Source organism: Nesterenkonia alkaliphila, assembly GCF_009758175.1.
Lineage (GTDB): Bacteria > Actinomycetota > Actinomycetes > Actinomycetales > Micrococcaceae > Nesterenkonia > Nesterenkonia alkaliphila.
Window position 1 is genome coordinate 1 of the sequence record NZ_WRPM01000059.1, and the last position, 13,298, is coordinate 13,298.

General features: G+C 66.3%; 13 protein-coding genes and 2 riboswitches. Of the genes, 4 read left to right on the top strand and 9 right to left on the bottom strand.

Going from position 1 to position 13,298, the window contains the following annotated elements; translation table 11 throughout:
• The 4 genes from GNZ21_RS08055 to GNZ21_RS08070 form a co-directional block, all read left to right on the top strand.
• Nucleotides 1-562, top strand: a 562-nt coding sequence (locus GNZ21_RS08055; RefSeq protein ID WP_157323129.1) for an MFS transporter, incomplete at its 5' end; no start/stop codon positions are given.
• Nucleotides 563-643: 81 nt separating this feature from the next.
• Entirely contained in the window at nt 644-1,063 is a 420-nt protein-coding gene (gene panD, locus GNZ21_RS08060; RefSeq protein WP_157323131.1) for an aspartate 1-decarboxylase, read from the top strand.
• A 111-nt stretch (nt 1,064-1,174) separates the two neighbouring features.
• Nucleotides 1,175-1,531, top strand: coding sequence for a hypothetical protein (locus GNZ21_RS08065; protein WP_157323133.1), 357 nt, complete (start codon nt 1,175-1,177; stop codon nt 1,529-1,531).
• 279 nt (nt 1,532-1,810) lie between these two features.
• A complete protein-coding gene (locus GNZ21_RS08070) occupies nt 1,811-3,505 on the top strand; it encodes an HNH endonuclease signature motif containing protein (RefSeq protein ID WP_157323135.1) in 1,695 nt (564 codons plus the stop codon).
• A gap of 16 nt (nt 3,506-3,521) precedes the next feature.
• Here GNZ21_RS08070 and GNZ21_RS08075 read toward each other — a convergent pair whose 3' ends face one another.
• Genes GNZ21_RS08075 through GNZ21_RS08115 form a run of 9 tightly spaced genes read right to left on the bottom strand, consistent with a single transcriptional unit; the run spans nt 3,522 to nt 12,933 of the window.
• A complete protein-coding gene (locus GNZ21_RS08075; RefSeq protein ID WP_157323137.1) occupies nt 3,522-4,682 on the bottom strand; it encodes a hypothetical protein in 1,161 nt (386 codons plus the stop codon).
• 17 nt (nt 4,683-4,699) lie between these two features.
• Complete coding sequence (locus GNZ21_RS08080) at nt 4,700-5,425, bottom strand: hypothetical protein (protein WP_157323139.1); 726 nt, start codon at nt 5,423-5,425, stop codon at nt 4,700-4,702.
• Between the two features lie 38 nt (nt 5,426-5,463).
• The gene (locus GNZ21_RS08085; protein ID WP_157323141.1) at nt 5,464-6,816 is read right to left on the bottom strand and encodes an LLM class flavin-dependent oxidoreductase; all 1,353 of its coding nucleotides are present in this window, start codon (nt 6,814-6,816) and stop codon (nt 5,464-5,466) included.
• Nucleotides 6,813-8,060, bottom strand: coding sequence for an acyl-CoA dehydrogenase family protein (locus GNZ21_RS08090; RefSeq protein ID WP_157323143.1), 1,248 nt, complete (start codon nt 8,058-8,060; stop codon nt 6,813-6,815). The genes GNZ21_RS08085 and GNZ21_RS08090 overlap by 4 nt, the downstream gene beginning before the upstream one ends.
• A gap of 48 nt (nt 8,061-8,108) precedes the next feature.
• The gene (locus GNZ21_RS08095; protein ID WP_157323146.1) at nt 8,109-8,936 is read right to left on the bottom strand and encodes an NADPH-dependent oxidoreductase; all 828 of its coding nucleotides are present in this window, start codon (nt 8,934-8,936) and stop codon (nt 8,109-8,111) included.
• Nucleotides 8,937-8,959: 23 nt separating this feature from the next.
• Nucleotides 8,960-10,417, bottom strand: coding sequence for a 4-hydroxyphenylacetate 3-hydroxylase family protein (locus tag GNZ21_RS08100; RefSeq protein ID WP_157323148.1), 1,458 nt, complete (start codon nt 10,415-10,417; stop codon nt 8,960-8,962).
• A complete protein-coding gene (locus tag GNZ21_RS08105; protein WP_157323151.1) occupies nt 10,417-11,298 on the bottom strand; it encodes a MetQ/NlpA family ABC transporter substrate-binding protein in 882 nt (293 codons plus the stop codon). Before GNZ21_RS08105 ends, GNZ21_RS08100 begins: the two co-directional genes overlap by 1 nt.
• A gap of 58 nt (nt 11,299-11,356) precedes the next feature.
• Complete coding sequence (locus tag GNZ21_RS08110; RefSeq protein ID WP_157323153.1) at nt 11,357-12,025, bottom strand: methionine ABC transporter permease; 669 nt, start codon at nt 12,023-12,025, stop codon at nt 11,357-11,359.
• Nucleotides 12,025-12,933, bottom strand: coding sequence for a methionine ABC transporter ATP-binding protein (locus GNZ21_RS08115; RefSeq protein ID WP_157323156.1), 909 nt, complete (start codon nt 12,931-12,933; stop codon nt 12,025-12,027). Before GNZ21_RS08115 ends, GNZ21_RS08110 begins: the two co-directional genes overlap by 1 nt.
• A 7-nt stretch (nt 12,934-12,940) precedes the next feature.
• Nucleotides 12,941-13,030, bottom strand: a riboswitch (SAM riboswitch).
• A 160-nt stretch (nt 13,031-13,190) separates the two neighbouring features.
• Nucleotides 13,191-13,294, top strand: a riboswitch (SAM riboswitch).
• Nucleotides 13,295-13,298: the final 4 nt, after the last annotated feature.

Genomic DNA, 13,298 nt, shown 5'->3' on the forward strand with positions numbered 1-13,298 from the left:
GTGGCGCCACCCCCTGGCCTGGCAGGTGACCCTCTACTTCGGCCTGCAATCCACGCTGTTCTACACCTTGCTGACCTGGCTACCCGCCATCCAGACCTCCCACGGGATCGACGAGGCCTCCGCCGGGATGTGGCTGGGGCTGTTCCAGGCGGTCGGCGTGGTCGCCAGCCTCATCGTGGGTCAGGTGATGCAGCGCACCAGAGACCAGCGCGGAGTCTCTGCGGTGGTGGTGGGGTTCATGCTCGTGGCAGTCTCCGGCATGATGTTGCTGCCCGGCCTGATGCCGGTATGGGCCCTGTGCGCGGGGATCTCCACCGGTTGCTCGCTGCTGCTGGGGCTGACCTTCATTTCGCTGCGCGCCGGCAGCAGCCAGCAGGTGGGCAGGCTCTCCGGGATGGTGCAGAGCATCGGATACCTGTTGGCGGCCGTCGGGCCGGTGCTGGCCGGCGGGCTCTACCAGGCTGTCGGGTCCTGGACCCCGGTGCTGTGGTGCATGATCGCCGTCGCCGCCCTCCAAGGGATCTTCGGGCACTTCGCCGGTCGCTCTGTGCAGCTTCCGTGACCCCAGTCAGGAATAGGCGCAGCGCCGCCGACGCTGAATAATGGGAGCGAATCACCCCACCTTTCACGAAAGTGAGCAGCTATGCTGAGGACGATGCTGGGCGGCAAGATACACCGCGCCACCGTCACCCACGCCGACCTGCATTACGTCGGCTCGATCACCGTGGACGCCGACTTGCTGCACGCCGCCGGTATCCTCGAGGGCGAGCGGGTCGACGTCGTGGACATCACCAACGGTGCCCGGCTGACCACATATGCCATCGCCGGTGAGCCGGGGTCCGGGGTCATCGGGATCAACGGCGCCGCAGCGCATCTGGTGCATCCCGGCGACCTGGTGATCATCATCTCCTACCTACAGCTCGACGCGGCCGAGCTGGCCCTCTACGAGCCCAAGATCGTTCATGTGGACACCGAGAACCGGCTGGTGCAGTTGGGTGCCGACCCAGCTCAGCCGGTGCCCGGGGCGCTGGATCAGTGGGACCCGCGATTGGCTGCTCCCTGACCACGGGTCAGGGCTGGTTCAGGGGAAAATAGGGGCCTCACCCCAGTGACAGCGGCCCTGGACCCCGCTAGGTTGGGACTGTTCAGCAAATCTAAGGGACAGGAGCACATCATGGGACTGCTTTCACTGGGCGCAGGCGTGGCCATCGGTTACGTGATCGGCACTAAGACCGGCCGCGAGAAGGCTGAGGCCGGCTTGGAGAACATGAAGAAGACCGCCCAGCAGACCTGGGATCGCGAAGACGTGCAGGAGTTCGTCTCTAAAGCCTCCGACACTGCCACCAAGGTCAGCCACGACGTTGCAGAGGGCGCCAAGCGGGCCGCAGCGGTCGCCTCCGATGCCCTGAAGAAGGCCGCCGAGAAGGCCGATGAGGCTGAGGAGAAGGTGGCCGACGTAGTGGACGAGGCTGAGGACATCGTGGAGGAGAAGGCCGAGGAGTCCGAGGGCTCGGAGACCAAGACCACCTAGAACGGCGATGTGGTGTCCGAGCAGGGCCAATCCACTGAGCGCTAGGGGCACATCCCTGGAACTACGGCGAGGGCACCGACTAGCCCGATGAGGTCGGCGCCCTCGCCGTAGCCGAACCGGCCAGCAGCACCCGACACCCGCCAGCAGGTGCCCGCGGGATGAGTCCGGTCTGCTCGCCGACCGTTCGACGAGGGTCCCAAGTGCAGGACCCGTTGCTATTTCTCCTTGGTTCTCGATGTGAGCCTTGACACTTTTGTATATCGAAGATATATTCGATACATGGGTAAGGAGGAGCGTCGTCAGAACCCCGGGCACAGTGCAGAGCTCCGAAGTGCTCGCACTGATGCCGACGAGCGCGCGCGACCCGCTCCTCCGGTAAGGCTTCGTGACCCCGAGACTCTGCTGCTTTTCGAATCAGAGGTGGAGCGCCGGCGTCGGGAAGCTGCCCACCTGGTCCGCATCACTGACTACGTGCAGGCGAAGGTCACAGCTGCCGAGGATGAGCACTACGGATGGGAGCCGGCGCAGCCCCTCTCCGCCGGAGAGCGCATCGACCGGGCTGCCACTGTGCGACGGGCCTGGCAGGCTGCCCTGATGTATGCCGCCCAGGCGCTGAACACCTCTGAGCACTACGTAGCCACAGTCTGCAGCACAGTCGAGTACGTCCGGGAGCACCTTCCGCGGACCTGGGATGCCTTCTGCACCGGCCATTTCACCTGGGCTCACCTGACCAAGACCTGCGCCGCCGCCCGGCAGTCAGACTGTCCAGAGACCCTGGCAGAGATCGACCGCGCACTGCCCGGCGTCGCTGAAACTTACCGGCCCCGCGCCGCTGCTCGGTGGGTAGCTGAACAGATCGCGACCCAGGAGCCGGCATCCTCCGCTGAGCGGTTCGCCGAACAGGCCAAAGATCGGTACACCCAAGTCTTCGACGAGGGCAACGGCATGAGCACGCTCTTCGCCCGGTTGGACACTGTCACCGCGCACAGCATCAGAAACCGTCTGAATGCCGCAGCCCGTTCCCCCAGACAGCCGATTCCGCACAACCCGATGATTGCCGATGGTGTGGAGCTGCGGCGTCGGCAGGATGAGCTGCGCGCTCTGCGCGCCCGCCGGAAGTCCGAGAACGCGGAGAACGGCACGTCTGCCATTGCCGCGGTCCAGAGCTGCGATCCGGCGACAATCTCCACACCAGAGCAGACCTACGGCATGGGACCCGTAGCCCGGGAGGACCGGCCCAACGGCATCGACACCTCCCATGCCCTTCCGACCACACGAGAGTCCGGCGACCCGCGCACTATTGGACAGCGCGCCGCTGATCTGCTCAGCGCCTGGGTCCTCAACGGACGCACAGAGGGTGGAATCCCGGTTCAGGCTGAGATCGGACTGCTGGTCCCCGAGTCCACCATCACCGGAGAATCTGACCTTCCCGCCATGCTGCGGGATCGCAGCGGATTCGTCCCCGCCGAGTTCATCCGGAACTTTCTGCGACGGCAGAGCGACAACCTCACCTGGTACGAGCTGACACACCGGGAGAGCACCCCCGAAAGGAATTCGGCAGACCCGCCGCATCCCGGACAAGAGACCGAACCCGATGATGAGACAGATATCTCTCGCGTCCCGAGCAGCTCCGAAACGACGGAAGCGGCGGGCCCGCCCGGTGATTCAGCCTCATCCGACGTCCCGGCCGAAGGCTCTCCTCCCATGGTGGAACTGACCGGGCTGCGATCCTCTGGACGGTTCCCACCGCCCCGGCTGCGCAAGTTTGTTCTCTTTCGCGACGGCACCTGCTCCGTGGAGGGCTGCAACGTGCCTGCCGAGTCCTGCGATGTCGACCACATCCTGCCCTGGCCAGAAGGTCCCACTGAGCCGGAAAACCTCCAGTTGCTCTGCCGGAAGCACCACGGACTCAAGACCGCCGGGTTCGACCTAGTCTATTCTCCCAACCCCTTGGAACTGGCCTGGGCCGCCTAAGCTCAGCTGATGAAAGCTAGCGCGAGGCGCGCTCGAGGATCTCCTCCATGATGGCGTCATTGACCTTACGCGGCTCCCCGTAGCTGGGATAGTGGAACTGCATGATATTGGCATAGGGGTTGACCTCCAGCACCACAGCTCCCTCGGCCGTACCCAAGTCTGGTACCAGCAGATCCACTGCGGCGGCGCCCAGGCCGGGGATGGCCCAGAGCCCGTCCACGGCCAGCTCTTTGAGTTCATCACTGAGCAGGTCCAGCACGTCCACGGCGATGCCCCCGCCGCGGGCGGTGTCTGCGATGGGAGTCAGGAACTGCAGCCGCCCTGCGGGGAGCACCGAATCACGGGTGAGGTCCATCCGTGCCAGGAACGAATCGGTGATCTCAGGCTGCCGCGGTTTGAGGTATTCATTGGGCTTCCGCCGGGCGATCTCGTCATCGGCGAGCTTGCCCACTGTGGAAATGCCGTCACCCACCACGTAGAGCGGCAGCCTGGCCACCGCCCCCACCACCTGGCCACCCACCACATAGCAGCGCACGTCCAGGCCCGGAGTGTACTCCTCGATGACAATCAGGTACCGGGACTCCGAGGTGGCCGAGCGCGCGGCCATCGCCGACTGCCACGCGGTACGCAGCTGGTGCTCACGGGTGACGTTCACAGTGATGCCTTTGGAGGCCCTGCCGGAGGAGGGTTTGACCGCCACCTGCTTGCCCTGGGCCTTCATATACTTCACCGCTCGGGAGAAGTCGGTGGGATTGATCGCCTTACCCTTGGGGGTGGGAACCTCGGCCGAGCTCAGGTACCGCTTGGTCATCGCCTTGGAGCGGGAGACCCGGCGGGCCTGGTGGCTGACCAGTGAGGTGATCACCCCGTCGGTGCCGCCCACCAGCACCCCGGAGAGGAAGAACAGCTGATTGGACTCAGTGATCTTCTTGATGGTCATCCGTTTGCGCCGGGCTGCCCGCTGCAGCAGCTCGTGATGGGGCAGTGTCGAACTCCACCGGCGCAGCTGGCCATACTGGGGCTCCACATGCTCGGCGATGAACCGCACCGTAGCCGAGGGGCTCTCCCCCAGCTCTATTGCCGGCCGGCCTCCAGGCACACCGGGGGGAGGCGGAGGCGGGGGGACCGCCGCGCCGCGCCGGGCCCCTCCGGGGATTGGGAAGTAAGTCTCAGGCATTGCTACTCACAATAGCCCTAGAGCGCCGCGGTGAAGAGGATATGCTCGGCCAGGGCATCGGCCACAGGCTGCCCCTGACCGCGGTCCGGGTAGTGATGCGGCACAATACTGGCCGTCTCATCAATACCGAGTACGACGCCGCCCTCAACACTGTCCAGGGAACTCACCCGCAGTGTGACCGCCCCTGCCAGCAGACCCGGCACTGCCCGCAGCCCGTCCACCGCAAGCTGGAATATCTCTTCCGCCACCCGGCCGGTGAGGTCCACAGTGAGGCTCTTGCCGCCCTCCGGGTTCGGCACGGCGGTGATCACGCTGACCGCTCTCTTGCCCACGCAATATGCCTGCACCAGCACGGCCTCCTTGTCTCTGTCCTGGGTGAGGTCGATCTCAATGGGCAGCGGGGGCTGGAACTGGTCCTCGGCGTCGTCGTACTCGAGCGCATGTGGCACTTCCATCAGATCCAGGTGAGCGATCAACTGGGCGGGGTCGCGCAGCACCCGTCGGGAGTGGGCGCTGACCAGGGTGGTGACCCGGTTGGCGAAGCCTCCGATGACATTGCCCCGGAACTCGAATACCCAGCGCCCCTCGGTGATCCGTTTGGCCCTGATGCCGCGGGCGGCCAGGGCACGGGCCAGCAGCTGTGAGTCGCTCAGCGGCGCCTGGCTGCGCTCTGGCTGCGCCAGGGCGTCCAGATGCACAGCGAGCGCCTGGGCGGCAGAGCGAGCGGTGGCTTCAGCAGTCATAGCCTCTCAAGGATAGCCGCCGCCTGCCGGCCCCGGCGTCAGTCCAGACGGCGGGCCGGATGGTCCTCAGCCAGGTGGGGGCCGGCACCCAGCAGGGCCTCACGCAGAGTCACCGGGGTCTGGGGCCGCTCGGGCAGCAGACCGCGGCGGCGCAGCTCGGGCGTCACGTAGTGCTCGAAACGCTCGAAATCCGCCGGGCGCACAGCTGCTGAGACGTTGAAGCCGTCGACTCCTGAGATCTGCTGGTACTCCACCAGCTGGTCCACCACCTGCGCCGGGTCGCCGACGATGGTGGGACCCCGCCCACCAATGGAGACGAACTCGGCGACTTCACGGACCGTCCATTTCTTCTTCGGGTCCTTGGTGAAGAAGCCCAGGGCGGACTGGTTGGCTTCGGTGGCGACGTCGGCGACGTAGTCCTCCTCGTTCAGCCCGGAGAGGTCAACCCCGGTCCACCCGCCGAAGAGCGCCAGTGCTGCCTCGGTGTCCACGTACTTTTTGTACTCCTGGAACCGCGCCCGGGCCTCCGCCTCCGTCTCGCCCACCACGATGGTGGCCATAGCGGAGAACTTCACCGACTGCGGGTCGCGGGCGGCCTGCAGCAGTGCCGCCCGGGTCCCCTCCACCTGCTTGGCCAGCTTCTTGGGATCGGCATTGATCACGAATATCGCTTCCCCGTGGTCCACCGCGAACTTCTGGCCGCGGGCGGAAGAGCCGGCCTGGAACAGCAGCGGGGTCCGCTGCGGGCCGGGGTGGGTGAGCATCTCACCGGGCACGGTGAACCACCTGCCGCGGTGCCCGATGCCCCGGACCTTCTCCGGGTCCACAAAGACTCCGGCCTGCCGGTCGGCGACCACTGCCCCCTCGGCGATGGAGCGCTCGAAGAGCTTGTACATCACCTCCATGAACTCATCGGCCCGGTCGTAGCGCTCGTCATGCGGTATCTGACCTTCCAGGCCGAGGTTCCGGGCCGCGGAGTCCTGGTAGCTGGTCACGATGTTCCAGGCGATCCGGCCGCCGGTGAGGTGATCCAGGGTGGCGAAGCGCCGGGCCAGCAGGTAGGGCTGCTCATAGGTGACCGAGGCGGTGATGCCGAAGCCCAGGTGGGTCGTGGCTGCCGCCAGCGCAGGAACCATCACCTGCAGGTCCAGCAGCGGGTACTGCACTCCCCCGCGCGCCGCCGCATGGTGGCTGCCCCCGTAGACGTCGTAGATGCCAGGGACATCGGCCAGGAACAGGCTGGTGAAGCCGGCCCGTTCCAGGGTCTGGGACAGTCCTGTCCAGTAGCTGAGCTGGTCGAACCGGTCGATCTGCGATTCCGGATGGCGCCACAGCCCGGGGCTCTGATGGACCGGAACCACCATGTCAAAGGCGTTGAAGTGCATCGTCATTTCTTGGCATCTCCAATGGCGCTGAGGCCCTCGGGCAGTGCGCCGTTGATCTCGTAGTCCCCGATCGCCCGGGCGCGGAAGACGATGGGATTGTGGGTGGCCACTGTCCGGGCGTTGCGCCAGTGCCGGTCCAGGGCTTTGCTGCGCAGCACCGCAGAGGCGCCGGCGGTGTCGAAGAGGTCCTGGGTGACCTGCTGAACCAATTCAGGAACGGTGATCTGTGCCTTCTCCACCGCAATCTCGGACTCGAAGACCCCGGGGGGCAGCGTGCCGGAGAAGTCCGGAGCCCCGGTCCCCCGGTCCAGGCCCGCGTCCAGAGCCCGGTCGTGGATCCGTGCTGTCTGCAGCACCGTTGCCTCAGCAGCGTAGGCCTTGGCCGACATCCGGCCCAGGATCTGCTGGATGAGCGGGTCCTGCTTGAACTGGGCGCCGCTGGCCGAGGTGTTGAAGGTGCGGGTGCGTTTTGCCAGTGTGGCCGCAGCGTCCCGTACTGCGGCCTTGGCGATGCCGGCCATCACCGCCAGCAGGTAGAGCTGGTAGAAGGCGGCCTCATGGATGGCCTCGTGGGTGCCCTGGCGGCGGTCCAGGACAGCGATCTGCTCCACGGGCACCGAGGAGAACTCCGTGGTGCCGGTGCCGGTGAGCTTCTGCCCGAACCCGTCCCAGTCATCGTGCACGGTGACCCCCGGGTGGTCCGTGCGCACGACGGCGAACCGCCGGCCCTGCTCACCCTCCACGGCGGCCGATACCCGGGTGTAGTCGGAGAAGATCGTTCCGGTGGAGTAGAACTTCTCCCCGTTGAGCAGCCATCCTTCCTCGCTGCGGGTCAGCACCGTATTGAGGGTCCCCAGCGCGTTGCCGCCCTTCTCGGTGGAGGCGTTGCCGACCGTCCTGCCCCGGAGCACCTCGGCGTACCAGTGCTGCTTCTGCTCCTCGGGCTTGAAGAGGAGGGAGTCGACGAACCCGAAGTGGCCCCGGTAGAGATGGGCGACATTGGAGTCGGCCTCAGCCAGTCGGATCACTTCGATGATCAGGTCCTCCACCGTGCCGCCGGGACCGCCGTACTGGCGGGGCACGCGCAGGGCTCCGAATCCGGCCTCATTCAGCCAGGCGACCTGCTCGAAGGGAAGAACCCGGTTCAGCTCTCGGTCCACAGCTCCTGCGGCGATGCGGTCCAGGACCTCCTGGGGGATCTGGACCGCGCTGGCCGGGGCGTCAAGGGTGGGGTCGGCGGTGGTGCTCATGGGGTCGTCCTTTGTGTCTCTGGGCAGGTGGTGGCGGGGGCAGTGCTCTCAGGCCAGGCCGAGTCCGGCACTGCGGTAGTAGCTGCTCTGCAGGTGGCGCCTGGTGGCAGTTGCGGTCTGGCTGCTCAGGCGGTCGATGGTCCGGGCTGCCCACTGGGGGTCGAGTCCGTACTGGCGGTAGTACTCCGCGATGGTCTCCTCGTAGTCCTGCAGACCCCCGGCGGCCTGAGCGGCGTCGTAGGTCTCGTGGTGGAGGACCATCTGCTGGGGCAGGCGCGGCTTGATGCCGGCAGCCTCCTCGGGGTCCGGGTGCCCCAGGGCCATCCCCAGGAAGGGGATGACGTCGCCGGGCAGCTCCAGCAGTTCGGCCACCCGGTGGACGTCATTGCGCAGGGACCCCAGCAGCACAGTGCCCAGTCCCAGGGACTCCGCGGCGGTGGCTGCGTTCTGGGCTGCGATCCCCACATCGGTGGCCCCGATCAGCAGTGCGTCGAGGTAGTCCAGACCTCCCAGTGCGGCACCGGCCTGCTCCGCGATGGTGTTGACCCGGCGGAAGTCGATCAGCCATACCAGGATCACCGGGGCCTGCAGGATGTGCTTCTGCTTGGGGCCGCCGATGTCGAAGAGTGCAGCCTTGGTCTCGGGGCTGCGCACAGCAACGGCGCTGACGATCTGGTGGTTCGACGAGGTGGGACCGGACTGAGCCGCTGCCATCAGCGTATGCAGCGTCTCGTCGGGGACCTCCTGGTCCAGGTACCTGCGCACTGAGCGGTGCGTGGTCAGCACCTCGAGGGTGGGGTTCCACTCGGGCGGGGCCCAGGAGACTGGCCTTCCGTAGCGGGATGCCAGGTGGGCTTCGGCGGAGTGCAAGTCCATAGAGCGGGAGGGGTCCTTCCGGGTCAGAGGGTCTCAGGCAGGTCGTATCCGCTGAGGAATGAGTCCAGTTCCTCGCCCAGTGCCTCGTAGCCGAAGTCCCTATAGGTGTAGGCGCTCTTCACCAGAGCTGATGATCCCGCGTAGAAGATCTCGTACTGCTGGTGCCGGCCGCCGAACTCGGAGCCGATGATGTCCCAGGCGAGCCGGAAGAGTTTGATCCTATCCAGGCTCCCGGTGTTCCTGGAGCGGATGTACCGGTCGATGTCCCCGCTGGTGGTGGGGCTGATCATGTCGGCGGCACTGGAGGGCAGCTGCATCACACCGCCGCTGGCGATCTCCCGGAGGATCTGGATGATCCGCGGGTAGGTCTCCCCCTGCAGCCCCATGGCCCCGTAGATGTACCGGCGCGCGGGCACGTAGGTGCCCTGCTCGTCCGGTGCTGCGGCGTACTCGGCGGCGCACAGTGCGGACTCCACCGAGAGCACCAGCGCTGCCAGTTCGCCGAGCTTCTCCACCGTGCCCGGGGACTGGTCCGTCTCGTTGACCTCGGCGATCCGGTGGGCTACGGAGGCGATGAATCTCAGCTTCTCGGCGAAGCGGATCTGGGCCTGCCAGTTCATCAGCGGGTGCGCGGGGGTGCGGAAGAACGGCTCCCTGACCCGCTGGACGTCCCGGTCGACGAACACCCGTTCCCAGGGCACCAGCACGTCGTCGAAGACCACGAAGGCATCCGGTTCGTCATACCTGGAGGTCAGCGGGTAGTCGAATTCGCTGGTGGCAGCCGGGGCGTAGGGCCGCCGCGCAATGAGCTTCAGGCCCTCGGTGGCGATGGGCACCGCGAAGCTGATCGCGAAGGCGGAGTCCTCGGGCTTCAGCGGCTTGATGCAGGTCACGAAGAGCTCATCGGCCAATGGTCCGCCGGTGGCGAGCATCTGGGAGCCGCGGACGATCAGTCCCTCTTCGGTCTCGCGCACCACGCCGACCTGGATGAAGTCCTCGCCCCAGGAGGAGGCGGTGGAGGCTCGGGAGTACTGCGGGGGGATCACCGCGTAGCTGACATAGGAGCTGTTCTTCAGGATGTGGCGGTAGAAGCTGCGGACGTTCTCGTCGAAGCCCCTGCCCGGCACCTCGAAGACCCCGGCGTTGGAGGCGAAGCCGGCGAAGGTGGCTCCCAGGTGGTCCGGGCTGCGCCCCAGCCAGCCCTTGGTCTGCTGGGCCCAGCGGGCGATCGCCTGCCCCCGGGCGGCCAGCTGCTCCGGACTGCGCGGGATGCTGTAGACCAGGTTGGCCGGACCGCCGATCTCCTCGGCGTGGTACTGCATCTGGTTCGAGGGGTCGGCGGCGTAGTCGTAGAGGCCCGCCACGGTCCGGGCGACCGGGGCGAATGCGGGGTGCTCCGCCACGTTCTCCACCACAGCCCCGTCGAGGTAGACGGTGCGGCCGTCGTTGAGACTGGCCAGGTATTCGGCTCCGGTGCGCATCAGTCGGTGGCGAACCCTTCTGAGGTGACGTTCTCCCATGCTTCGTCGATGTCCACGTCGAAGGCGGTGCTGATGGCTCCGTCGAGGTACTCGTCGAACCAGGCCTGGACCTCCGGGGACTGGTAGGCCCGCTGCAGCGCCTCGGCCTTCTCCGTGCCCCGGAACTCTTCGGGGGCGGCGACGACGATGGTGATCGGCAGGGTCAGCAGGTCCTCTTCGAAGGTCAGTGCGGAGTCCGGGGCGATGTCGTTCTCGGCGGCCATGCGCTGCACCAGCCACCCGGCGTCGACGCTGTCGAGGCTCTGCGGGATCTGCTGGGCCTCCATCTCGATGAAGTTGAAGTTCTGCGGGTTGGAGGTGACGTGGTCCTGGGTCAGCTGGGTGTAGGGCACCTCCTCATCGATCTCGATGAGGCCTTCTTCGGCCAGCATCCGGAAGGTGCGCCAGTTGTTGCCGGGGTCGACCGAGATGGCGATATCGGCACCTTCGGGCAGGTCCTCCAGCGAGTCGTGCTGGGTGCTGTAGATGCCTGCCGGAGCCTCGTAGACGGCGAAGATCGGGACCAGGTCCAGGTCATGGTCCTGGTTGAACTGGTGCAGATAGACCAGGTGCTGGAAGTAGTTGGCGTCGAACTCACCGTCGGAGACGGCATGGTTGGGGCGCACCCAGTCGTTGACATAGGTGGCCTCGACGTTCCAGCCCTCCTCCTCGAGCAGATCCTGCACGATCTCGGTGGGGTCCTGGAAGGGAGCCGATTCGGTGACGATCAGCGTGATGGTCTCCTCGTCGCCGGCTCCGCCGAAGAGCCCGCAGCTGGTCAGTGCCAGGGCGGAGGCGGAGATCACGGCAGCGGTGCCGGCATGGCGGCGTGATGCATTCATAGGGGTCTCGTTCTTTCTTGTTGTAGCGAGTGTGAAGCTGCGGCCCGGGCGCGGCGGCTCAGGCGGCGATGCGTTTATCGGTCATGCGGGAGATCCGGGTCCCGCCCCACTGCACCGCGGTGACCAGCACGATCATCACCACGATGGCGGCGAGCATGACCGAGGTCTCGTACCGGTAGTAGCCGTAGCGGATGGCGAACTCCCCGATGCCTCCGCCGCCGACGATGCCCACCATCGCCGAGTAGCTGATGAAGCTGACGGTGGTGATGGTGATCGAGCCGATGATCGCCGGTTTGGCGTCCACCAGCAGCACATTGCGGATGATCTGGCCGCGGGTGGCGCCCATAGCCCGGGAGGCCTCCACCGCCCCGGAGCCGAGCTGGGTGATGTTCTGCTCCACCAGCCGGGCGAAGTAGGGGATGGCGTTGATGGTCAGCGGCACGATGGCGGCTGCGGTGCCGACCGTGGTGCCCACCACGAACTGGGTGAACGGCAGGATCGCGATCAGCAGGATGAGGAAGGGGAAGGACCTGATGGTGTTCACGATGCCGGAGACCACTGCGTGGGTCTTCGGGGTCGGCTTGATGCCGCTGGGGGCGTGCAGGAACAGCCAGATGCCGATCGGGGTGCCGATCAGCACGGCTAGCGGGATGGCCACTCCGATCATGGCCAGTGTTTCGGCCAGGGCCTGCGCCATATCGGGGAGGCGGTAGATCACCAGGTCCATCAGCGCACCCCGCCTTCCACGGCGGCGAAGATGCTGCGCTCCCGCTGGGCCCCCGGCTCCTGCTGCTCCGGCCCGGCCTCCCCTTCGTAGTCCTCCACTCCCTCAGCAACAACATCAAAGGCGTCCTCTGAGACCGCGGCCCCCGCCTTGTTGACGCTGATCCCGTCGGAGACCAGATAGCGGCCGATGGAGGTGGTGGGGGTGAAGCCCTCCCGGTGCAGGTCGCCGGCGGGGAACTGCTCGACCACCCGGCCGTTCTCCATTACGGCCACATTGTCGGCCAGTGCCTTGATGACCTCCATCTCGTGGGTGACGATCACCACGGTGATGCCGAACTCCCGGTTGATGTCCGCCAGGTACTGCAGCACGGTGGCGGTGGTGAACGGGTCCAGGGCGGAGGTGGGCTCGTCGCAGAGCAGCACCTGGGGCTTGGTGGCCAGGGCGCGGGCGATCGCCACCCGCTGCTTCTGGCCCCCGGAGAGCTGGGCGGGATAGTTCTTGGCCTTCTCCGAGATGTCCACCGTCTCCAGCGCCTCGGCGGCCCGGCGGCGTCGTTCTGCTTTGTCCCGGACCCCGGAGAACTTCAGGGACAGCTCCACATTCTGCGCCACGGTGAGGTTGTTGACCAGGTTGAACCCCTGGAAGATCATGCCGATCTGGTGCCGGGCCCGGCGCAGGGCCTCGTCCTTGAGCGCGGTGATCTCGGTGTCGCCGATCCACACCTCGCCGGAGGTGGGGCGCTCCAGGAGGTTGATGTTGCGCAGCAGAGTGGACTTGCCCGCCCCGGAGAACCCGATGATGCCCTGGATGGAGCCGGCAGGGATCTCCAGGGAGACGTCGTCGACCGCAGTGATCGGCTCCTTGCCGCGGGCGGCAAAAGTCGTGGACACATGGCGGAGTGAAATCATGGGACATTCTCCATCGGTTCTGGCGTTAGCACCTTGCTCACAGAGCCGGTTGCTGCGACGTCATCGGGCCAGATCCCTCAGTCGCTCTTGATGGGTAGTGTTGCGGGAGCCACTGTACGCCCTGCACATACTTCTGAGTCAAACCGAATGTTCATAAAACGTCATGCAGCAGGCTGCGGGACCCGGAGCGGCACGCAAATGTCTCGTAATGTGACACGGCTTTTGCCCGACCCCGGCGCAGACCCGTACGGTGAAGAGGTCCATCCCGAGCGGCGGAGAGATCTGGCTCTTTGATGCCGCAGCAACCCGGGCGGCGCCGCTGTGCGCCCAGGCCGGGTGCTACTGCCAGGAACGATGGGAGTGTC